At 39.8% G+C, this 23,733-nt stretch carries 19 protein-coding genes; 16 read left to right on the top strand and 3 right to left on the bottom strand.

Going from position 1 to position 23,733, the window contains the following annotated elements; all coding sequences use genetic code 11:
• The first annotated feature begins 39 nt into the window (after positions 1-39).
• Positions 40-1,179, top strand: coding sequence for a DUF481 domain-containing protein (locus ACTS4L_RS03220; protein WP_440615227.1), 1,140 nt, complete (start codon positions 40-42; stop codon positions 1,177-1,179).
• A 97-nt stretch (positions 1,180-1,276) separates the two neighbouring features.
• On the opposite strand, the gene ACTS4L_RS03215 is transcribed toward ACTS4L_RS03220, so the two are convergent.
• On the bottom strand, positions 1,277-1,894 hold the full coding sequence (locus ACTS4L_RS03215) for an LPS-assembly lipoprotein LptE (protein WP_440615226.1): 618 nt from the start codon (positions 1,892-1,894) through the stop codon (positions 1,277-1,279).
• A gap of 3 nt (positions 1,895-1,897) precedes the next feature.
• On the bottom strand, positions 1,898-4,327 hold the full coding sequence (leuS, locus tag ACTS4L_RS03210; protein ID WP_440615225.1) for a leucine--tRNA ligase: 2,430 nt from the start codon (positions 4,325-4,327) through the stop codon (positions 1,898-1,900).
• A 222-nt stretch (positions 4,328-4,549) separates the two neighbouring features.
• On the opposite strand from leuS, the gene ACTS4L_RS03205 reads away from it, so the two are divergent.
• From ACTS4L_RS03205 to ACTS4L_RS03150, 12 genes are all read left to right on the top strand, one after another.
• Positions 4,550-4,774: a hypothetical protein gene (locus ACTS4L_RS03205; protein ID WP_440615224.1), complete on the top strand. Its 225-nt coding sequence runs from the start codon at positions 4,550-4,552 to the stop codon at positions 4,772-4,774.
• Positions 4,775-5,179, top strand: coding sequence for a type II toxin-antitoxin system VapC family toxin (locus ACTS4L_RS03200; protein WP_440615223.1), 405 nt, complete (start codon positions 4,775-4,777; stop codon positions 5,177-5,179). It begins immediately after the preceding gene.
• A 23-nt stretch (positions 5,180-5,202) separates the two neighbouring features.
• A complete protein-coding gene (locus tag ACTS4L_RS03195) occupies positions 5,203-5,946 on the top strand; it encodes a DUF2147 domain-containing protein (protein ID WP_440615222.1) in 744 nt (247 codons plus the stop codon).
• Positions 5,947-6,072: 126 nt separating this feature from the next.
• Positions 6,073-6,702 (top strand): penicillin-binding protein activator LpoB, encoded by a 630-nt coding sequence (gene lpoB, locus ACTS4L_RS03190; protein ID WP_440615221.1) that lies wholly within the window; start codon positions 6,073-6,075, stop codon positions 6,700-6,702.
• 336 nt (positions 6,703-7,038) lie between these two features.
• The gene (locus tag ACTS4L_RS03185) at positions 7,039-8,505 is read left to right on the top strand and encodes a DUF6844 domain-containing protein (protein WP_440615220.1); all 1,467 of its coding nucleotides are present in this window, start codon (positions 7,039-7,041) and stop codon (positions 8,503-8,505) included.
• A 13-nt stretch (positions 8,506-8,518) separates the two neighbouring features.
• Positions 8,519-9,727: a CsgG/HfaB family protein gene (locus tag ACTS4L_RS03180; RefSeq protein WP_440615219.1), complete on the top strand. Its 1,209-nt coding sequence runs from the start codon at positions 8,519-8,521 to the stop codon at positions 9,725-9,727.
• Between the two features lie 18 nt (positions 9,728-9,745).
• On the top strand, positions 9,746-11,134 hold the full coding sequence (locus ACTS4L_RS03175; RefSeq protein WP_440615218.1) for a COG3014 family protein: 1,389 nt from the start codon (positions 9,746-9,748) through the stop codon (positions 11,132-11,134).
• 18 nt (positions 11,135-11,152) lie between these two features.
• Positions 11,153-12,427 carry an MFS transporter gene (locus ACTS4L_RS03170; RefSeq protein WP_440615217.1) on the top strand — a complete coding sequence of 425 codons (1,275 nt, stop codon included), beginning with the start codon at positions 11,153-11,155 and terminating at the stop codon, positions 12,425-12,427.
• 135 nt (positions 12,428-12,562) lie between these two features.
• Positions 12,563-15,244: a pyruvate dehydrogenase (acetyl-transferring), homodimeric type gene (gene aceE / locus ACTS4L_RS03165; RefSeq protein ID WP_440615216.1), complete on the top strand. Its 2,682-nt coding sequence runs from the start codon at positions 12,563-12,565 to the stop codon at positions 15,242-15,244.
• A 110-nt stretch (positions 15,245-15,354) separates the two neighbouring features.
• On the top strand, positions 15,355-16,935 hold the full coding sequence (gene aceF, locus ACTS4L_RS03160) for a dihydrolipoyllysine-residue acetyltransferase (protein WP_440615215.1): 1,581 nt from the start codon (positions 15,355-15,357) through the stop codon (positions 16,933-16,935).
• Positions 16,936-16,950: 15 nt separating this feature from the next.
• On the top strand, positions 16,951-18,369 hold the full coding sequence (gene lpdA, locus ACTS4L_RS03155; RefSeq protein ID WP_440615214.1) for a dihydrolipoyl dehydrogenase: 1,419 nt from the start codon (positions 16,951-16,953) through the stop codon (positions 18,367-18,369).
• Between the two features lie 140 nt (positions 18,370-18,509).
• Complete coding sequence (locus tag ACTS4L_RS03150) at positions 18,510-19,475, top strand: biotin--[acetyl-CoA-carboxylase] ligase (protein ID WP_440615213.1); 966 nt, start codon at positions 18,510-18,512, stop codon at positions 19,473-19,475.
• Between the two features lies 1 nt (position 19,476).
• On the opposite strand, the gene ylqF is transcribed toward ACTS4L_RS03150, so the two are convergent.
• On the bottom strand, positions 19,477-20,319 hold the full coding sequence (gene ylqF, locus ACTS4L_RS03145; protein WP_440615212.1) for a ribosome biogenesis GTPase YlqF: 843 nt from the start codon (positions 20,317-20,319) through the stop codon (positions 19,477-19,479).
• Between the two features lie 248 nt (positions 20,320-20,567).
• Between ylqF and gcvT the strand changes: the two genes are divergently transcribed.
• The 3 genes from gcvT to gcvPA all read left to right on the top strand — a co-directional run bounded on the left by gcvT (position 20,568) and on the right by gcvPA (position 23,733).
• Positions 20,568-21,674 carry a glycine cleavage system aminomethyltransferase GcvT gene (gcvT, locus tag ACTS4L_RS03140; RefSeq protein ID WP_440615211.1) on the top strand — a complete coding sequence of 369 codons (1,107 nt, stop codon included), beginning with the start codon at positions 20,568-20,570 and terminating at the stop codon, positions 21,672-21,674.
• Positions 21,675-21,713: 39 nt separating this feature from the next.
• Positions 21,714-22,097 carry a glycine cleavage system protein GcvH gene (gene gcvH / locus ACTS4L_RS03135; protein ID WP_440615210.1) on the top strand — a complete coding sequence of 128 codons (384 nt, stop codon included), beginning with the start codon at positions 21,714-21,716 and terminating at the stop codon, positions 22,095-22,097.
• A gap of 253 nt (positions 22,098-22,350) precedes the next feature.
• Complete coding sequence (gene gcvPA / locus ACTS4L_RS03130) at positions 22,351-23,733, top strand: aminomethyl-transferring glycine dehydrogenase subunit GcvPA (protein ID WP_440615209.1); 1,383 nt, start codon at positions 22,351-22,353, stop codon at positions 23,731-23,733.

Here is a 23,733-nt window from a genome sequence, read left to right as displayed (position 1 = left end):
ATAAAAGGTAAAGAAAATAAAAAATAACTGGAGTGAACAATGACAAAAAAGCTAACTTCTTTAGCTGTATTGATAGGGGCGCTTAACGTAACAGCAGTTTATGCAATGAACTCTGATGATGCACAGACCATGGCGCAAAAATATCGAGCATTAGCACAAAGCTATGAAGATTTAGCCAAACATTATCAGGCAATTGCTGATGCGGGTAGTCCTAAAGCTAATCCAAGTGATAAAGCACAAAGCGCAAAAACAAGTGCAGTTACACAAAAAATGGATAGCTCCGTTGCGGATGCCAAAGTCCCAGTCGCCAGTGACGCAGTACTTAGTCCGTGGGGTGACGCATTGCAAAAGCAGAAAAAATCAGCAGTTCAGTCAAAGCAGGCATCGAAATCAAGTGCCGATACTACGGCAACATCACAGGCAAAATCTACGTCGTCACTTAATAGTCTAAATCTGCCAGAAGGTATTGCCAATGATGATGCCCTGTCGCAGAAGAAACCAAACATAGCGGTAGCAGATCCTTGGAAGGGAACGAGCTTTGGTTTAGGTGGAAGCATTGTCACAGGTAACTCTGCGGCAACGAATTATAATGCCAATGCCAATATTAGCTATAGCCCAATTATTCCATGGCAAAATACATTGGTGATGAGTTACTTATATAATCGTGATGATATGCCCGATGGTAAAGGAGTTAAAACCAATAAGTTTCAAGCAACAGGTAAAACTTCATGGAATTTTGATAAGAATAATGGTGTTTATGCACGGGTCAATTACTTGAATGACCAACTTGATACGTATACTTATATTTTATCAGAGTCAGTAGGTTATCAGCGTCAATTATATAGTAATAATACCATGAGCTTAATTGCGACGGTTGGTCCAAGTTTAACGCAGCAAAAAGTCAAAGATACTGGTGAGTTTTCCAACGCACTTGGTGCGCAGGGTGGACTTGATTATGTCTGGAACTTTACCGATAGCTCGAGCTTCAAACAAAGCTTCTTAGTAAACTGGACAGCTGATGATGCAACAACCTATGAAAGTAATAGCACATTATCTACAGAAATATACAAAAATTTGATTTTACAATTAGGCTTTAAGGTCAATGGTAGTAGCTGGGCAAGTGCTAATAAAAAACGCGTTAATACGACAACATCAACAACGATTGCATATTCTTTTTAATTGTATTCACATTGCAAACCATTGGTTATGACCATGTTCTTGCCCACTTCGACTGTGTGAGCGCTGGCTGAGCGTAAGTCGAAGCCTTTATTGAAGCTCAACTTATCTTTGCATTATTAATTTGTGCATTGTTATTAGTTGAGGAAGATGATGATTGTGCTTCAGATGCATCACTAGATGGCTCATTATATTTATCAAGTGTAATACTTTGCATTTGCACGATAATACTACTCGCTACTTGTGATTGTAGGGTGTTGTATATTTGCTGCTGTTGGCTATTGTTACTCAGCTGTTGTGTTGCATTCGTTGTATAAGTTTGTTGTGCTGAGTTACTTTGATTTTTGAGGATAACTTGGTTTTTGTTATTTAAAATATCATAACTCACGGTATAACTCATGATGTAGTCATTAGAAGATGCGCCACCGGTGATACCCACTAAGCGACTACTTTGTGCAGCAGATTTAATGTGAATAATAATATTGGCTTCTTTGGCGGAAGTAACAATATCAGCACCGGTTGAGGTGACAATGGAGCTTAATGCGTTAATAAAGCCAAATTCACTGCCGTTATAGCTGATATATACTTTTTGCATAAACTTAGGCATGCCTTCATTCCAGCCGCGTAAGTGAAAGCCGCAGCCGTAAAGCAAAGTAATAAACAGTGCGATAAGCAGTAACTTTAGATTAAAGGTTTTAAAGCGTAAATACTGCATCATTCATTAGGCTCCAATCACTAGATTCATTAATTTTTTCGGCACGTAAATTGCCTTTTTAATGGTTTTACCTTCAAGGAATTTACTCACGACGTCATCGGCAACAACCATAGCTTCAATCTCCTTGGCAGTAAGTGTGCTTGAGACATCCATCTTGGCACGCAGTTTACCATTGACTTGTACGACTAAGGTGAAGTTGTCACTGATAAGTGCCTGATTATCGATTTGTGGGAATCCGGCATTTAAAATATCATCGCCAAAGTGAAGCTCTGACCACAAAGCTTGTGCAATGTGTGGAGTAAATGGCGCTAATAAACGCAGCAAAATGCTTACACTTTCAGTAATAACGGTACTATCTGAGGCGTTTTGCAAGCTATTAAAGATCTTCATGCACGCTGAAACAACCGTATTAAACTGCATCTTATCAAAGTCGAAAAGCGCCTGTTTTAATACGCTATAGATTTCAAAACGCGCCTTTGTATCATCGTTACTTAATTTATCAAAGCTTAATGTGCTTTGTGGGTTAATCTTGTCATGGTTGTTATGAATATAGCTCCATATTTTCTTTAAGAATCTGTGTGCGCCTTCCACACCTGAATCAGACCACTCAAGTGATTGCTCAGGAGGAGCGGCAAACATACTAAATAAACGCACGGTGTCAGCGCCATATTGCTCAATCAAAGTTTGTGGGTCAACCGTGTTGCCTTTTGACTTGGACATTTTGGCACCGTCTTTAAGTACCATGCCTTGTGTTAATAGGTTGGTAAATGGCTCGCTGCTTGTTACAAGACCGGCGTCACGCATCAATTTGTGGAAAAAACGGGCATATAATAAGTGCATGATCGCATGCTCAATACCGCCAATGTATTGATCTACTGGCAACCAGTAGTTGGCTTCATCATCGAGCATTTTATCAGCAGTTGGGCAAGTGTAGCGTGCGTAATACCACGAAGATTCCATAAAAGTGTCAAAGGTATCTGTCTCGCGTGTTGCCTTGCTGCCACAATGTGGGCAGGTTGTTTGGTAGAACTCAGGCATGATCTTAAGAGGAGACGTGGCACCGGTTAATGTGACATCTTGAGGTAATTTGACAGGTAAGTTTTCTTCTTTTTCAGGAACAATGCCGCAGTGATCACAATGAATCATGGGAATAGGGCAGCCCCAGTAACGTTGGCGCGATACACCCCAATCGCGAATTCTAAAGTTGGTGGTGATCTCGCCTGTGTTATTGCTAATTAAATGCTCAGCAATTTTGTTGAAAGCCATCTTGAAATCAAGACCATCAAATGGACCTGAGTTAATCAAAGTGCCTTTTTCAGTAATTGCGCCTTTACTAAGATCGGTATTACCCTCAGTAGTCTCAATGACTTGTTTTAATGGAATGTTATACTTATGGGCAAATTCCCAGTCACGCTCATCATGTGCTGGAACTGACATCACAGCACCTGTGCCATAGCTCATTAAGACAAAGTTAGCAATCCACACTTCAACTTTGTCACCTGTAATGGGATGTGTCGCATAAAAAGGCGTTTTAATGCCAAGCTTTTCTTGGGTAGCAAGGTCAGCTTCCATGGTTGACGTCTGTTGACATTGTTTAATAAACTCAGCAATCTCAGCATTATCTTTAGCTGCTTGTAATGCCAGTGGATGCTCTGCAGCAATTGCCAAATAAGTAACACCCATTAACGTATCAGGACGTGTGGTAAAAACATCAAGTTTTGTGCCATTGACATCAAAGGTTACCGTTGTACCTTCAGATTTTCCAATCCAATTGTTTTGCATGATTTTAACGGCATCGGGCCAACCTTTTAGTTTGTCTAGATCTTGCAAAAGTTCATCGGCATAGTCAGTGATTTTAACAAACCATTGTGGAATCTCTTTTTTCTCAACAAGTGCGCCTGAGCGCCAACCGCGACCATCAACGACCTGTTCATTGGCAAGAACGGTTTGATCCACGGGATCCCAGTTTACTACTGAATTTTTGCGATAGACTAAGCCTTTGTTGTAAAGCTCGATAAAAAACCATTGCTCCCACTTGTAATAACTATCATCACATGTTGCAAGCTCGCGATCCCAGTCATAGCCAAAACCTAAAGATTGTAATTGCTTTTTCATATAAGCGATATTGCTATATGTCCAATCAGCGGGTGCTTTTTGATGTTTGATCGCCGCATTTTCAGCGGGCAAACCAAAGGCATCCCAACCCATTGGTTGCAATACATTTTTACCAAGCATACGTTGATAGCGACTAACGACATCACCAAGGGTATAATTACGAACGTGTCCCATATGTAATGTGCCGCTAGGGTAAGGCAGCATTGACAGGCTATAAAACTTTTCTTTGCTGGTATCTTTAACAGCTTTAAAAGATTGATTATTTTGCCAGAAGGCTTGGATGTGTTTTTCTAATTGGGTGAAATCATAAGTTTGTTGCATTCTATTATCCAATTTTATGTTCTAAGTAGCGGGTAAAAGTATTTACTAAATTGCCAGTATGTTAGCGAAATTTTTAAGAAACGACTAGTGTCAATAGTGTTTATCTTGCGTTACTGTTATTAATGCTTTAACTTTTATGGCGCGGAGTCTAACTATTAATGTTTGCATTACTAAGGTTTAAGGCTAAAATATGGATATAGTCATTATAGGTGGTCATTTTTTATGAGTAAGCAGATTTCTAAATCAAATTTTAAAACACATGCTTTAGAGTGTTTCCGTACAATAGAAAAAACGGGACAGCCATTTATTATCACAAATCATGGTAAGCCATCATTAATGGTCTCATTAATAAAAAAGAAAGTGCCTTTGGATGTATTGAAAGACTCAGTAATGAAATTTGAGGATCCAACTAAACCGGTGGCAGATAATGATTGGGATCTGGCATAAATGGATATTGTCTTGGATACGCATATTTTAGTTTGGTGGGTTGACGGTAACGATAAGCTAAGCACTAAAGCAGTAAAGGTTATTAATAAGGCTCAGCAAGAGAAAAGTCGAATTCTATTATCGTCGATTACAGCATGGGAAATTTGTATGCTAATTAACAAAGGGAGGTTGAGTCTACGTATTGATATTAGAAAATGGCTTGAAACAGTGCAGATGATAGATTGTGTTGAGTTTGTCCCAGTTACCAATGAGATAGCAATGACTTCGACATCTTTACCAAATTTTGATTATCATAAGGATCCTGCTGATCGTATGATTATTGCAACTGCAAGTATTTATGGCGCAACATTAATAACAGCGGATGAAACAATACGTAGTTATGAGCACGTCAGAACGCTCTTTTAAAATAAACAACTTAAGGAAACAAGATGAAAGGAAAATATATAGCATTATTAGCTTCAATGTCTGTAACTGCCAGTATCGGGCTATCACAAGCAGTCACTGATCAAGCTTCAGTGAAGTCGTATAATGATCAAACAATTGCTACAATGCATAAAGCACAAAATCTGTATTCGCCCATTGGCTATTGGTTGCAGTATACCGATGATGGCAAACAAGCACAGTCAATTTTACAAGTTTACAAAGGTAAAGATGGCAAACTTGAGGGTAAGATTATTGTGCCTTTTGTAAACATTGTTGATGATAAAAAACAAGTGCCTGACGTATCCTGTAAAAAGTGTGGTAAGGGTGACGAAAATGGTTATAAGTTTGACTATTCAAGCTATCCAAACAATCAAGTACAAGGCTTGAAAATGATGTGGAGTTTTAACAAGGATGGTGACAAGGATGGAACAGATGGCGCGTTATATGAAGATGGTTCAATCTTGGATCCATCCAGTGGCAAAGTCTATAGTTGCAAGATTCAAACACAAGAAAATGGCAAGAAACTTTATGTGCGTGGTTATGTCGGTTTCTCATTATTTGGACGTACACAATATTGGTACCGTATTGATCAAAAAGATGCATTGCAATGTGCTAAGGTCTGTGGCTTAACCAAGGATGGACATTATGCTTATGCCGATAAAACAGGAAAAATTACCAATGAGAAGTTGTGGCAACAATGTTCAATGATTAATTTAAAGGGCAATGGTCTGTGTGATTTTGGGGCTTAGCTGTAAAGTTAATAGACAAAAACTAAAATATATATGTTTGCACAATAAATACAATTTGAAAGTAAGGTTTTTTTTCAATAGAATCTCGTTTGAATTTTGGATTCTAAGGATTATGGAGTGAATACAATGAATATGAAACAAAAGTTAAAAACCAAATCAATTTATATGCTACCGGCATTGCTATCTGTTGGCTTATTAGCCGGCTGTGCAAGCTCTGGCAATAATGTTAGCTATGTAGATCCGCAAGGTGTCGATACGACATCGATTAATTTCAACTCAACAGACTTGCAAACGACAACGCAAAAAATGGTTGGGGGTATGTTAGCCTCTCCTGCCATTGCGCGCATTACTGCAGGTGGTAAGCAACCGGTTGTATTCTTTAGTACGATTAAAAACGAAACAGCTGAGCATATTAATACAGGTATGCTAGCGAATACGGTTTCGACTGAGATTATCAATAGTGGTAAGTTTCAATTCACCGATATGTCGCAAGTCAAACACATGAAAGAGCAGATGGATTATCAATCACAATCTGGCATGGTTGATCAAGCAACAGCAACAAAGATGGGACAGCAAATTGGTGCACAATATATGATTTACGGCAGCATTGCCGATATGCAGTCGATGAATAGTGATCAGCAATCTTTATTCTATTTAATTACCTTAAAAATGATTGATCTTAAAACCGGCATTATTACATGGCAAGATCAAAAACAAATCCGCAAAGTACAAAAGCGTAGCTCTTTTGGGTGGTAGTCTATTAATAAATATTGATTAGATGTTTTTTGGGCTCTCGGATCAAGCTAGGGAGTGATCATGAGTTGTCATATTTGGATGTGATCTAAATATCTAGTATTGCCAATAACTATTGTTTAGGTGCTGCATTTTCTAAAATAAATAACTGGAGTTACGCACTTTGGGAAAAACTATGATTTTATAAACACCCTGTCAGCCTAGGGCTGCCACCCCTCTTGCAAAGAGGGGAATTAGGCAAAGGTGATTTTATTCCCCTCTTTACAAGAGGGGTGCCGAGCTTGTGAGTCGGGGTGTTGTAATAGAAAAAGTGCGTAACTCCAGTAAATAAGGACTTTTATGAAACTAAAAGCAATTGCTGCCACTTTATTTATGGTGGCAGGTATTAATGTATATGCTGCACAGCAAAATCAAGTAACTACAGACGTAGGTGCAAGTGGTGCAAAAACACCGGCAAAAGTCGAAAAGACGTCTGTTGAAGGTACAATAAATCAAGCGGCTGCTAAAGATACAGCTATTTCAGAGAAAGTAGGACAAGATGATCGTACTGCTCAAGAAGTCATTATGGATAAGGTGGGCGCCTATATTGCTAGTAATGGCTTGAATTTTAATAACGAAGATACGCGAGTGTATTCTGCCTACGCTAAAGTGGCTAAAAGTGATAATGATAATAACGTGATGAATGCAACGACTTTGCAGCTTGCATTTCAAGAGGCGATGTTAAAAGCGCAAGCTGAACTGGTAAACAGTGTGGTTAGTAAGAACTTAACCAAAATAGTATTTGAGAACCATCAAGATGACAGCTCAAATAAATATGACATTGACAATGATCAATTGCCCGGAGGTGGTGATGGTTTTTGGAGTACGATGAGCTCCTTGTATCATAAGTATATTGCGATAAAGAGTAATGATTTAGACAAACAGTTAGCAAAACAAGGTGTTGACGCTGAGAAAATTGCTCAAGATCCGATGCTTAAAAAACAAGTAGCATTTCAAAAGATGTTGATTGAAGCGTATAAAAACGCTTATCTAGAGGTTGCAGGTTTGTTGCCGTTAAAGACATTTGTCGTGACTAAAGATAATCAGCAATATGTTGCAGTTATTGCGTTATATTCTGAGAAAATAAGGACTTTGGTGACGGATGTTAAATCAGGTAAAGCATCATCAATACATTATCAAAAAGGTCTGAGTATCAATGAGGTTGTCAATAAATCAGCCAATGTGTTGAAAAATGATTTTGGTATTCGTATTGTATTTGATGAGCGTGGTGAGCCAGTTATTTTATCGTATGCGCAATTTGCTTATCAACGTCGTGGTTCAGCTAACTCTTTGGATATCGCAGTGGCGCAAGCACGTGCAGTTGCTGAAGCAAATTATGCTAACTTCTTAAACTCCTCAATGACGACCAGTCAGCTAACAAAATTAGGTAGAGAAAGTGCTGAGTATGTGTTTAGAAATCTCACTACCGACAAAGAAAACATTAAGTCAACAAATAACCTAATTAATATGCTTGATAATGAAATTAAAAACACGGCAAGCACGTCATTATCCGGTGTTCAAGTGGCAAAAACATGGCGCTATATACAAAAAGGCAACAATGATGCTATCTATGGTGTAGTGCTTGCGTGGTCGCCAACGAGTATGCGCTTGGCGCAGAAGGTTAAAGATTTTAATGCCAACACATATAATCAAGCACAGCAAAAACACAATACTGATAAAACAAATGTGGTAAATAAACAAAATAAACAAAGCAATAAGGCGATTGTGAGCGAGAGTGAAGACAATCCTTATTTACATCAGTTTTAAGTGAGAATCGATAATGATTAAAAAAACGATATTAGCACTTTCATTGCTTCCTGCTGTGTTATTTGCACAAGTGACAGAAGTATCAAAAAATGTCACAGGCGTTGGTAAGACTTATGACAAGGCTTTAAACAGCGCATTAGTTCAAGCGGTATCACAAGTTAATGGCGTTGATGTGTCATCAATTGAGCAGTCGATTAATAAAACTTTTGATGCGAATATTAATGCTAAAAGCAGTGATTATGGTGATGTGAAGGCAGATGTTAAACTATCAAAAAGCTATGAATCAAGCATTAAAACCGCAACCAAAGGCTTAATCAATGGCTATGATGTGATTGATAGCAAAGAAGTCGATGGCGTATGGCAATTAACGGTCGTTGTCAAAATGAGTGAATATCAAAGTGTTGATGAGCGTGAGAAACTGAAGCTTTACTCCATTGCTTTGACACCTTTTCATTTTATGCCTGGATCAATTAATGGCTTGATCGGTCTAGAGCAAGTAAAACCAATGATTCAAGAGGCATTGCAAAACCAGTTTGTCCAGTCACGCAAGTTTAATGTGGTCAGTCGCAGTGCTGAAGATTTTGGCGCATATAAAGATGAAATGGCAGTACTGGAATCAGGGCATGCAAAACCTGCTGAAAAGGCGCGTATCAAGCAGTTGATTGGTGCTGATTTTATGGTGGTTGGTGATATTGCAAGCTTTGATTTTTATCAAACTAAAAAATCATTTTATGGTGAGGACTTTAAAACTTGGCATGTCGGTGTTGTGATCAATTATCGCGTGATTGAAACGGCAACGATGGCAATCAAATGGTCGGATAGTGTTAAAGTTTACTTACCATCATCGGATGTTGCAAAAGAAATAAATTCAGAAAACACAGCGGTAAATGCGATTGCACAGTCTTTGTTTGACGAAGCAGGGCAGAAGATCGCTAATCAAGTGATTGGGCTAATTTATCCACTAACGATATTAACCGTTCACGGTGATGAGGTTTATCTTAATCAAGGTGGTGATCGCGTACAGGTTGGTCAAAAGTTTGAAGTGCGTGCTAAAGCAGATACGGTAATCGATCCAAGTACAGGCGAGCATATTCCAATACAAGGTAAAAAGCTTGCTGAGCTTGAAGTGATGAGTGTGATGCCAAAATATGCAATAGCAAAAGTGCTCTCAGGTCAGGCTGATACGGTTGTCAGGGGTTTACAGGTTTATCCTACAAAGTAGTGGTTTGGATTAAAGACAATGGAAAAAACAATTAAAAATAGCGCATTAAGTCTATTGTGTGTTAGTGCGTTGATGTTATCAGGATGTGCGACTTTTTCAGCGTCCTACCCAAATAAAATGAAGCAAGTAAAGGCAGATGCAGCAAGTGGTAATATACCCGAAGCACAAAAGGCATTTGTTGAAGCGTTTGGTGATAAACCTACAACTGATAACTTATATTTATTAGAGCAAGCGCGTTTAGCGCAACTAAATGGTAATGTTGCCGAGTCTAAGAAAGATTATCAAGCAGTGATCCAAACAGTAGCAACCAGTAAAATGGCAGCGAAAATTCAAGTATCTAAAGTGCTTGAGAATATGGGCGCGGTACTTACCAATGATCGTGAGTTGCCATTTTCAACACCTGATTATGCAATGACATTCTTATACCCATATCAGGCACTTAATTATTTATCTGAGAATGACCTAAGTGGCGCACTTGTGGCTATTCGTCAATTAAGTAATGCGCAATATTGGACGTATCAGCAAAAGTTAATGGCAGGAGATTTGCAAAGTAAATATCAAAAAGATACAAGTAAGGCAGGGATTAACCAAGACAAATTAGGTCTTAATAAATCACAAGAAATCAATGCAATGTTCAGTGCGGTAAAGGATGCAAGCAATGCCTATGAAAATGGCTTTGGCTATTACTTGGCAAGTATCCTATATGAAGCATTTGACGATAATTACAATAATGCTTTTGTCTCGATTAAAGATGCTAAACGCCTATTGCCAGATAATCCATACGTAGTGCAAACATACAAAGAAATGGAGCGTGGGTTTAATGGTGGCAGTGCGTATGATAATAATAAAGGACGTCTGGTTGTGCTGTATGAGCAAGGTTTTGTCACCCCGCGAGAGGCGTTTAAACTGCCGCTGTTTTTAGGCAAACTTGGTTTACAAGAGGTGGCTGTGGCGTATTACCCTTCAAAATACACCTTGTTGCCAGCAAAAGACCTGTATATCACACAAGATAAGAAAATCATCGATAAAGGTCAGACATCACTGCTGGTGAATACCACGCAAATGGCAATGAAGTCATTGACTGAAGAATATCCTGCGATTATTACCCGTGAAGTGATTCGCTTGGTCGTAAAATCATTAGCAACGTATGAAGCGAGTAATCAAGCCGGTGGCTGGGGTTTGTTGGCAGGGTCGATTTACAGCTTCATGACCGCGCAAGCCGATGAGCGTAGTTGGTTGCTATTGCCTAATAATATTCAACTATTTGAGCAGCAGTATAAGCCAGGAAAGTATACGTTAGACATTGCATTAAAAGAGACACCGGTTGACATTAAGTCGAATAAAACAACCTTACTATGGATTGTAAATATGGGTGATTTCACGAAAGTATATCATTTTATTATTTAAGATTTAGAAGGGGATAACGTGCATTCTAATCATTCTGATACCGTAAATAACACCGTCAAAAAGCTCACGGCATTGGGGCTATTTATTTGGAGTATTTGTGCGCTTTTTTATGGCTTTGAATATTTTGTGCGCTCATCAACCAATGCCTTGGCATTGTCATTACGTGATGACTATGGTTTTGACTCATCAACGATTGCAATTCTAGGCTCAGCATTTTACCTATCTTATGTGATATCACAAATCCCAGCAGGACTATTGGTAGATCGCTTTGGTGTTAAGCGTATCATGGTTTGTAGTACTTTTTTGTTTACTATAGCCATGTTTATGTTTTCATTAAGCCATAACCCCATTGTGATGATCTTGGCACGCGTCATCGCGGGCTTTGCTGGTGGGTTTGGCATTCTGTGTGCGTTAAAATCATTGTCATTATGGTTGCCAGATCGATTGTTTTCAATGTTTGTAGGCTTCACTCAGTTTAGCTGTTATGCCGGTGGTGCGCTCTCTGCATTGCCTTTGGTTTTATTTTTGGATCATTACACGGTTTCACAAGTGTTTTTTGTGGTCGCAATAATCAGTTTGGTATTGTTTTTGGTGAGTGCGCTTTTTATGCGTAAACATCCATCAATGGATAAAAAGCGTCATTTAATTCATCAGGAGACGGTTTGGCAGCAGATTTTAGCACTAGGTAAAATGGTTAAAAATCGCCAACTTTTGTTAAACGGACTGTATTTTTTCACCATCTATGGCACTACTGTTGTTTTTGCTGATTTATGGGGAATTAGCTACTTAAGCAGTGTTCATCATATCACTGAAGCGCAAGCGGCATTTGCTTGCAGTTTAATTTTTATTTCGGTTGCTATTTCAAGTCCAATCTGGGGGACATTAGCGACAATTATAAATAAAGACAAAGTTTTCTTAATATGGGCGCCAATTATTGGATTTGTCGTTGTGCTATTGCTCATTTACGTAGATTTAAATGTATATCTCATCTACTTACTATGCTTTTTATTTGGTGCGATGCAAAGTGCGCATGTGCTTAATTTTTCGATGATCAAAGGGCATGTTGAGAATAAACAACTTGGTGTTGGTATTGCTTTTATTAATTTGTTCTTACCATTAAGTGGTGCAATATTGCAGCCATTGTCTGGTTTCTTGTTACAGTTTTTTAAAAGTACGCATGGACTGAATCAAGCGTATCAATATATGATGATTTTAATTCCTATTTTAATGTTACTATCTTTTGTGATTGCACTTTTTTTCAAAGAGGTTAGAACAAAAGATATTACTTTGTGATTGTGTTTTAATCAAAGGTCACAAGCTTTTCCGCTAAAATGCTAATTCGCCTATATTTTCAGGTATCTTAGGTTTATAATTGTCGCCGTTTTTAATACTTAGCTTTATTAAGCTTTAACCGTCTATGGAGGCAACATGTCTGAAAGGTTTCATGATATTGATACAACCGAAACGCAAGAGTGGCTAGAAGCATTAGAAGATGTGGTGACGCGTGAAGGTGCAGAGCGTGCTAGTTTTCTGGTAAATCGCTTATTGGATCGCGCTGGCGAAATTGGCATTGATAGCGCGTATGCGCCTGCCAAAAGTATTTCGTTTATGAATACGATTAAAGTGGCTGATCAGTCTGGTTATCCAGGGGATTTGGAAATTGAGCAAAAAATCGAGAATCTTAATCGTTGGAATGCTGCGGTGATGGTTGCTAAAGCCAACAAAAAAGATGGCACGTTAGGTGGGCATATTGGCTCAGGTGCGTCCATTATGACGCTGTATGAAGTCGGCTTTAATCACTTCTTTCATGCGCCAAATGAAACAAAAGCCGGAGATTTAGTATTTTATCAAGGGCATACAACGCCTGTGATTTACGCGCGCTCTTATCTTGAAGGGCGTTTAACTGAAGAACAGCTAAAGAACTTCCGCCAACAAGCATTCAATGGTGATAAAGGTTTATCGTCTTATCCTCATCCATATTTACAGCCAAGCTATTGGCAGTTTCCAACCGTTTCGATGGGACTTGGTCCTTTGCAGGCAATTTACCAAGCACGCTTTATGAAATATCTACAAGCGCGTCAATTAGCCGAAACCAAAGATCGGCGTGTATGGGCGTTTTGTGGTGATGGTGAGATGGATGAGCCTGAATCATTAGGGGCGATTAATCGCGCGGCACGTGAAGGCTTGGATAATCTGATTTTCGTGATTAACTGTAACCTTCAGCGCTTAGATGGTCTAGTTGATGGCAATGGTAAGATCGTTGAAGAATTCGCTCAGATTTTTACGGGTGCCGGTTGGAATGTCATTAAAGTATTGTGGGGTAGCAATTGGGAGCCATTATTCGCTAAAGATACCAATGGTAAACTGCAACAACGCTTAGCACAAATGAATGATGGTCAGATGCAGTTTGCGCGTTCGCATGGCGGACAAGATTTGCGCCAAACCATTTTCGGTGGCGATCCAGAGCTAGAAGAAATGGGCAAAGGCTACACTGATGAAGATGTACAGAACTTAATGCGCGGTGGTCATGACCCAATCAAGGTTTATGCGGCTTACCAACGTGCGGTAAATAATACAACAGGTAAGCCAACGGTTATTTTACCAATGACGATTAAAGGCTATGGTTTGGGCGAATGGGGTGAGTCTAAGAACATTGCCCATAACGTCAAAAAGCTAGATACCGCAGCATTGAAATATATTCGTGATCGCTTTGATGTACCGGCAACGGATGAGCAAGTTGAAAACATGGAATTTGTGAAATTCCAAGAAGGCTCTAAAGAGCATGCCTATTTACATGCGCAACGTAAAGCATTAGATGGATATGTCCCCGCACGCTTTGAGGATAATACAGCGCTGCCGATTCCAAGCTATGAGGATTTTGGTAAGTTATTTTTAGAAGCCAGCGGTGATCGTGAGTTTTCAACGACAACGGCATTTGTGCGTATGTTTGTTAATCTGACGCGTCATAAAGAGCTCAAAGATCGTTTGGTGCCGGTGACGGTAGATGAATCGCGTACTTTTGGTATGGAGGGTTTGTTCCGTCAACTAGGCATTTATAACCACCGTGGTCAGCAATATGTGCCAGAAGATAAAGCGCAAGTGATGTATTACAAAGAGTCGGTTGATGGGCAAATCATTCAAGATGGCATTAATGAAGCCGGTGGCTTTTGCTCATGGTTAGCGGCAGCGACTTCGTACAGTGTCCATCGTGTACCGATGATTCCGTTTTATATCTATTACTCAATGTTTGGCTTTCAACGTATTGGTGATTTGGCATGGTTGGCAGGGGATTCACATGCCAAAGGTTTCTTATTAGGTGGTACAGCAGGACGCACGACACTTAATGGCGAAGGACTTCAACACGAAGATGGGCATAGCCATATTCAAGCAGGCCTTATTCCATCATGCATCTCTTATGACCCAACGTATGCGTATGAACTTGCTGTTATCCTTTGGGATGGTATGCGTCGCATGTATGTTGAGGGTGAGCAAGTTTTCTATTATGTCACGGTAATGAATGAAAACTATGTGCATGGCGCGATGCCTGAAGGTGCTGAAGAAGGCATTATCAAAGGTTTATATTTATTAAAAGGTGCCAAAAAAGCCGATGCTAAAAAGCATGTACAGTTAATGGGTTCAGGCACCATATTGCGTGAAGTGGAAGCCGCCGCTGAATTGTTAGAAAAAGATTTTGGTGTATCCAGTGATATTTGGAGTATGACCTCAGCCAATGAGCTTTATCGTGATAGTCGTAAAGTGGCACGTTGGAATATGCTTCATCCTGATAAAAAATCACAACAAACGCATATTGAGAAATGTTTAAAAGATCGCAAAGGTCCAGTGATTGCCTCAACGGATTATATTAAGCTTTATACCGAGCAGTTACGTGAGTTTATGCCTCAAAATTATATTACGTTGGGTACGGATGGCTTTGGTCGCTCTGATTCGCGTGAGAACTTAAGAAGCTTCTTTGAAGTAGATCGTTACCATGTAGTTATTGCAGCATTAACCGGTTTGTTACGTGAAGGTGCGGTGACTGCTAAAGTGGTTAAAGAGGCGATCAAGAAATATAATATTGATCCAGAGCGCCTTGACCCGATTAATCACTAGTAGGGGCGTATTGAATACGCCCAAGAGAGAGTATTGCATACGCCCAATAGGGAGTTGCGTACACCCAAAAAAGCATTTTAAAATCAAATTAAAAACAAGAGGAAAATTGCATGGCAATACAAAAAGTCACAGTACCAGATATTGGTGACTATAAAGATGTTGATGTAATTGAGGTGAATGTCAACGTAGGAGATGTGATTGAGGCGGAAGACTCATTGGTTACCCTAGAAACGGACAAAGCGTCAATGGAAGTGCCAGCCCCCTTTGCCGGTGTGGTTAAAGAGATCAATGTTAAAGTGGGTGATAAGGTTTCAGAAGGCTCATTGGTTCTATCTGTAGAAACGGATGCAGCTGCTTCATCTGCGTCACCTCAACCAGCGGAGCCAGCAGCATCAGAAGCCCAACCATCACAAGCGCAAAGTACACAAGTGATCGATGTGGCCGTTCCTGATATTGGTGATTATAAAGGGGTTGATGTCATTGAAATCAACGTCAAGCCAGGGGACGAGATCAATGCAGAAGACTCATTAGCAACACTTGAAACCGATAAAGCGTCAATGGAAATTCCAGCACCTGAATCAGGTAAAGTTGTTGATGTCAAAATTAAAGTAGGCGATAAAGTATCACAAGGTGACTTGGTGCTAACACTTGAGGTTGCAGGTGCAGCAACTGCTACACCTGCAGCAAAACAACCAGAAACCAAAGCAGCAGCTATCACTGCTGCCCCAGCCGCTCAAACTCAGTCAGCAGCTGGATTTGAAGCAACTGAAGTGCATAACACCAATGCCCATGCATCGCCTGCTGTGCGTCGTTTAGCGCGTATCTTAGGTGTTGAGTTAGCACGCGTTGTGGCAACAGGTCGCAAAGGGCGCATTACCAAAGAAGATTGCGAAAACTATATCAAAAAAGCCGTGCAAGCAGTTCAATCAGGCAACGTATCAAGTGGTGGTGGATTAGATCTTTTACCTGATCCACAGATTGACTTTGCTAAGTTTGGTGAGATTGAAGTTGAGTCTTTATCACGCATTAATAAATTAAGTGCCAAGAACTTAGCGCGCAACTGGGTGAAGATCCCACATGTGACTTTCTATGATGATGCGGATATTACCGACCTTGAAGCCTTTAGAAATGCGAAAAAACCAGCTGCTGAAAAAGCAGGTGTTAAAGTGACACCGTTATCATTTTTGATCAAGGCTGCTGCTGTGGCATTAAAAGAATATCCACGTTTTAACAGCTCATTATCCAATGATGGTGAGAATTTAATTGTTAAGAAATATTTTAACATTGGTTTTGCCGCGGATACGCCGAAAGGGCTAGTTGTACCCGTCATCAAAGACGCTGATCAAAAAGGTATTTTTGAAATCTCACGCGAGATTATGGAGTTAGTTAAGAAAGGACGTGATGGTAAGTTAAAACCTGATGATATGCAAGGTGCGACATTTACGATTTCAAGTTTAGGCGTTTTAGGTACGACTGCATTTACGCCAATTATTAATATGCCTGAAGTGGCAATTATGGGTGTATCAAAGGCTGCCATTAAACCGGTATGGAATGGTAAAGAGTTTGCGCCAAGAACAATGCTGCCATTATCGCTATCTACTGATCATCGCGTGATTGATGGCGCGTTAGCAGCACAGTTCTTAACGCGTTATTGTGCAATTTTGGCAGATTTAAGAGAAATACTTTTATAAACAAAGGGTAAAAAAATGAGTGATGTAAATAATATTAAAACAGAAGTCGTTGTCTTAGGTAGTGGTCCTGGCGGTTATAGTGCAGCATTTCGTGCGGCAGATTTAGGTAAGAAAGTGGTACTTGTTGAGCGTTATGATTCCATTGGTGGTGTGTGTTTGAATGTTGGATGTATCCCATCAAAAGCGTTGTTGCATGTCGCTAAAGTGATTAATGAAGCGCGTCACTTAGAAAAAGATGGCTTGATTAGTTTTGATAACTTAACGTTCAATAAAGATAAAATTCTAGGTTATAAAGATAAGATCGTTGGTCAGTTAACCGGTGGCTTAAAAGGGCTTGCCAAACAACGTAAAGTTGAAATTGTACAAGGTTATGGCAAATTCACAGGCAGTAATGAGCTTGCTGTTGAAACAAAAGATGGCGTTAAGAAAATTGCATTTGAAAATGCCATTATCGCAGTGGGTTCTAGCTCAATTAAATTACCATTTATTCCAGAGGATCCACGTATTATTGACTCAACAGGTGCGCTCGAGATGAAAGAAGTGCCGAAAAAAATGCTGGTTATTGGCGGTGGTATCATCGGTCTTGAGATGGCGCAAGTTTATAGTGAATTAGGTTCTGAGATCACCGTTGTTGAGTTTATGGATCAACTTATGGGTGCGGCAGATAAAGATATCGTTAAGCCATATGAGAAAATGATGTCTAAGCGGTATGATATTCGCTTAGAGACGAAAGTGACTAAAGTTGAAGCGAAAAAAGATGGTCTTTATGTTTCAATGGAAGGTAAAAAGCCAGCTCAAGATGAGCGCTTTGATCACATTCTTTTGGCGGTAGGGCGTACACCAAATGGTAAGTTGATCGATGCCGAGAAAGCAGGTGTTAATGTCGATGAGCGTGGCTTTATCGCTGTTGATAATCAGCTAAAAACTAATGTGCCACATATTTATGCGATAGGGGACGTGGTCGGTCAGCCGATGTTAGCACACAAAGCCGTGCCTGAGGGGCGTATTGCTGCTGAGGTGATCTGTGGTATGAAACATTATTTTGAACCAAAATGCATTCCAGCCGTGGCTTATACTGATCCTGAAGTTTCTTGGGTTGGTGTGACTGAAAAAGAAGCCAAAGAAAAGGGTATTAAGTATGACAAGGGTGTATTCCCATGGGCAGCAAGTGGTAGATCCCTTAGCATCGGACGCAATGAAGGGATCACAAAAATCCTTTATGATGAGAACCATGTCATCATTGGTGCCGGTATTGTCGGTCCAAATGCCGGTGAGTTAATTGCAGAAGCCGCGTTAGCCATTGAGATGGGTTGTGATGCCGAGGATATCTCGTTGACGATTCATCCACACCCAACCCTGTCTGAAACCTTAATGATGGCAACAGAAGTTTATGAAGGAACAGCAACCGATATTTATGCGCCTAAGAAGAAATAACTCTAATTACGGCAAAATCAGCTTTTAAAGTTTTAATATCTTATCAAGACATGCTCTTTGGGGCATGTTTTTATTTCCTCACTGTCAATATTATTTGAATATGTAAATAAATACACAGTTGTAAAACGGAGTAATTATTATTGAATACAACAACATTAGAGATTTTAAAGCAATTAAGTCATGAGAGTTATATTGATGGCACTACCATCGGTAATACGCTTGGAATTACACGAGCTGCGGTATGGAAAGCGATTCAGAAACTGCAAAATGATTATCATATAGCGATTGAGTCGCATCGTGTTTATGGTTATAAGTTACAATCACCACTTATTATGCTGGATCAAACAACGATTTTGGCAGGTGTTGCGGTTGAAAATGTAGCTCTTGAGTGCTTAACAACTGTTGATTCAACCAATACTTACTTGCAGAATTCAGCACTTAAAAGTGAGTATCATATCTGTATGGCAGAGGAACAGCGTCAGGGTAAAGGACGCTTTGATCGTGTTTGGCGCTCACCCTTTGCTGAGAACCTATATTACTCATTAAAAGTAAGCTTACAAAAAGAATTAAGTGAGCTATCAGGCTTGAGTTTGGCAGTGGCAGTGAGTGTCGTGAAAGCGTTAGTGAATAAATATCCAATGCTAGATGTTAAAATTAAATGGCCAAATGATATTTATATTAATGCCAAAAAGCTTTCGGGTATTTTGATTGAGGTAAAAGCAGAATCCAATGCGCAAAGTCAGATTGTTATCGGTATAGGTGTTAACGTTAATATGCAGCAAAGTGATGATATAACCCAAGATTGGACATCATTAGCAAGTGAATTAAATCATTATATTGATCGCAATGACTTAGCCATCGGCATTAGCAATAAACTGATCTCAACGTTAGAGCGATTTGAAAATAATGATTTTGGTATCTTTATTGATGATTATGCTAAGTACGATTATTTAAAAGGCAAAACCATTGGTTTAAATATTTTAAATAAAGAAGTGATTACAGGTATTGCTAATGGCGTTAATGCGCTGGGTCAATTAAAACTTACAATTGGTAATACTGAACGTGTATTTGCCTCAGGTGAGGCTTCTGTTGTTAAGAAAGGTTAAATCAGATATTATTTTCAATTTCTTCAGCTACCTGAAATTTTAAATAATTCTCAGGTGTCTCTAAGGAGATTTTCCCTGTTCTGCCTTGGCGGAAATCTTGAATGATTTTCTCAGCAATATGGTGCATATGTTGCTGCCCAAGTGCTTGTCCAACACACATGAGTATTTTTTCTAGATCCTCAGAATCCTCAGCGATTTTATAACGCGTGTTTAATACACCAGGGTAGTCTTCTTTAAGTAATTGAAGCATAAAATAGGCAGTAGTTGGGTAATCCATGGCGGTATCACGAATGGAGCCAATCGCAGCCAACTTAAAGCCACAGCCTTCATCTCTAGGGCTTGGGAACATAATTCCAGGTGTGTCGTTAAGATAAAAATGTTTCTCGATTTCAATTTTTTGTTGTTTTTTAGTCACTGCCGGTTCATTGCCTGTTTGTGCAATTTTGCGTTTAGCAAGGCTATTAATAAGCGTAGACTTTCCGACATTAGGAATACCAAAAATAACGGCACGTATCGGTTTTAAGAGTGTACCGCGATGAGGCAGTTGTTTTTTGCATAATTGAATAATCTTTTGCGCACTTTTTTTATCACGTGCAATATCCAGAGCAAGCGCTTTGCCATTATAAAATTGCAGCCATTGTTTGGTGACTCTGGGATCAGCCAAATCAGACTTAGAGAGAATCTTAATAATTGGCTTGCTTGTTGCCGCTTCATGCAATACTGGATTAGCACTTGCCTCAGGTGCGCGTGCGTCAACAACTTCAATTGCAATATCAATTTGTGGCATAAGCTTCATAAGCTCTTTTGTTGCTTTGTGCATATGCCCTGGAAACCAGTGAATCATCGTATCGTAAAATATGCTTAGTAAATAAAACTGACGGCTACCTTAGCTTATTTGTTTAGTGAAGTAAACAATGTGAAGATTGCATCAGCTAGTATCTCTCCCCTTGCGGGAAAAGTCGTGCAGTTTATGCTGTACGGGTGAGGGAAATTTGAATTCTGTAATTTTCTGCCAATTAGCGATTTATTCGCTATTTTGTTTTGGCTATAATGAGCCCTCGACATAAAAGGATTAAGCCACACGAGGTCATAATGGGATTAAGAACACCTTTATATGAAAAGCATTTACAACATAATGCAAGAATGGTTGACTTTGCTGGCTGGCAGATGCCTATTCAATATCAGGGTGTGATTGAAGAGCACCATGCGGTACGCAAAAATGCAGGTATGTTTGATGTCAGTCACATGTTAACGGTGGATATTGTTGGCAAGGATGCAAAGCGCTTTATTCGATTTTTATTAGCCAATGATATTAATAAAATACCGCAAGGTAAAGCATTGTACTCTTGCATGCTCAATGAAGAAGCCGGCATTGTTGATGACCTTATTGCCTATCATTTTAGTGATGACTTTATTCGTTTGGTGATTAATGCTGGAAATCGCACAACAGATGTTGAGTGGATGAATCAGCATAAAGGTAATTTTGACGTAAAAATTAATGTGCGTGATGATCTGGCAATTATTGCTGTGCAAGGTCCTGCTGCACGCCAAAAAGCCGATGCGGCACTGACTGATTTGGCTACAACAGAAGTAAAAAGCTTAAAACCATTTTCTATGCATAAAAATGGTGAGTGGATGATTGCGCGCACTGGCTATACCGGAGAAGATGGCTATGAAATCTCACTACCTGCAAGTGAAGCATGTGCATTTTGGGATAAGCTTATCGATCAAGACGTTACACCATGTGGTCTAGCTTCACGTGATACTTTGCGCTTAGAAGCGGGCATGAACCTTTATTCGCAAGATATGGATCAAACGACAACACCGATCGAGTCAGCCTTGATGTGGACGGTATCATTAACCGATGATCGAGACTTTGTCGGTAAAAAGGCATTACTTAATAAAAAGCCTGTGATTGATAGTAAGCTTGTCGGTTTAGTGCTTTTGGATCGCGGAGTGTTGCGTCATGGTCAAAAAGTCGTAGTTGAAGGAAGTAGCAAAACAGGTGTTATCACCAGTGGCACATTTTCGCCTACTTTATCTGAGAGTATTGCTTTAGCACGTATTCCTAAAGATGCTGAGAACGTATTTGTTGAGATTCGCAACAAGCAAGTGTCTGCTAAAATCGTGCAGTTTCCTTTTGTGCGCAAAGGCGAAAAAGTATATAAAGAGTGCCAAAAGGCAGTGACTGAAAATTAATATTTTAACGAATAACATATAAAAGCTAAGGAGAAAAAAATGGCAGAAATAAGAGAAGAGTGTCGCTATAGCAAGTCACATGAGTGGGTGCGTGTTGAAGGTGATATTGCCGTTTGTGGGATTGACGATTTTGCGCAATCTAGTGCGGGTGAGCTTGTTTTTGTCGAGTTACCTGAATTAGATGATGAAGTGAAAGCAGGGGACGATGTCTGTGTTGTTGAGTCAGTGAAAGCCGCCTCTGATGTTTACGCACCTGTTTCAGGGACAATTATTGAAATCAATGAAGCATTAGTTGATTCACCATCAATGGTTAATGATGCCTGCTACGATGAGGGCTGGTTATTCAAAATCAAAATGGATGACCCAACCGAGTTAGATGATTTATTATCTGCAGAAGAATATGCAGATGAGCTTGATGCTTAAGTTTGGCATATAAAGAGACGCCCGGTGAGCTGCAATGACATCGGGCGTTTTTGTTTGTAAATTTTTAAATAAAAGTAGGGGCGTATTGAATACGCCCTTGTAAGTAGAATGATAGAAATATAGTAACAATGAAAAAATAGGTTGAATTTTAATTCCCCCTCACCCGCGCAGCGCAAGCTGCACGACCTCTCCCGCAAGGGGCGAGGTAATGAGTGGTGCAACTTATTTTTTCATCACTATCTAAGGAGCCTATATGCCTTTTGTGCCGCATACCGAGCGTGACATTGATATGATGCTTTATACGATTGGAGCAAAAAAAGTTGAAGACTTGTTTGATGAAATTCCCCAATCGATCAAAAGTAAAAGTCATTTAAACTTGGCAGATGGTTTAAATGAGTGTCAAATGCATCGTTTGTTCAATGACAAGTGCGCTAAAAATATTCCGCAAACCAACTTTATTGGTGCGGGTGCTTATCAGCATTACACACCAGCGATTGTCACGGATGTGATTAGTCGCGGTGAGTTTTATACATCCTATACACCTTATCAGGCGGAAGCCTCACAAGGGACATTGCAAGTGATATATGAATATCAGACGATGATCGCTTCATTAACGGGTATGGATATCTCTAATGCCTCGATGTATGATGGTGCAACGGCTTTGGCTGAAAGCGTATTGATGGCAGTGCGTGCCAATAAGAAAATCAAGAGTAAAAAAGTGCTGATTACTGATGCGATTTTCCCGCAGTATGTTGATGTCATTAAGTCAATGACACATGCCCAAGGGGTTGAGCTTGAGTTTTTAACGCCAAATCCAAGCATCGGGAGGACTGAGATTGATGACTTACCGGATATTGAAGTAGGTGATTATGCCGCTGTTATCGTGCCGCAAGTTAATTTTTATGGTCAAATTACCGAGTTTGATGCAATAACTGATTGGGCGCATGAGTCTTCAGTAATGGTTATCGGTCTTGTCAACCCAATGACGCTAGGCTTGTTAAAAGCACCGGGATATTGGGGCGAAGACGAAGATGGTGCCGATATTGCCTGTGGTGATGGTCAAAGTTTAGGATTGCCACTAAGTGGTGGTGGACCTTACTTTGGTTTTATTACCACCAAAGAAGAGTTGTCGCGCCAAATGCCAGGGCGTATTGTGGGGCGCACGGTTGATGTTGATGGTAAAGAGGCTTTTTGTTTGACACTGCAAGCACGTGAACAGCATATCAGACGTGCTAAGGCAACATCAAATATTTGCTCAAATCAAGGCTTACTTGTAACGGCGGCAACAGTTTATATGACGTTGATGGGTGCTGTTGGCTTAAAAGAAGTAGCATTACAATCGCATCAGAACACACATCGATTGATAGAAAAGCTAGCAAAAATATCAGGTGTTAATGTTCGATTTACTGATAACTATATGTATGAAATAGTTATTGATTTACCGATTTCAGCTAAAGAAGCGAAGGCGCTTGCAAGCAAAGAAAACGTACAGTTAGGTTATGATTTGGGTCAGTTTGATGCTCAACAAGCCAATAGCTTATTGGTATGTGTCACTGAGGTGCACAATGAAGCGGATTTAAATCGCTATGTTGAGGTTTTGACAAAAGTTCTAGCAATGTGTATGGCAGAGGTATAA

The organism is Cysteiniphilum sp. 19S12-1 (assembly GCF_052030685.1).
Lineage (GTDB): Bacteria > Pseudomonadota > Gammaproteobacteria > Francisellales > Francisellaceae > Caedibacter.
This window is presented reverse-complemented; position numbering and strand designations above follow the sequence as displayed.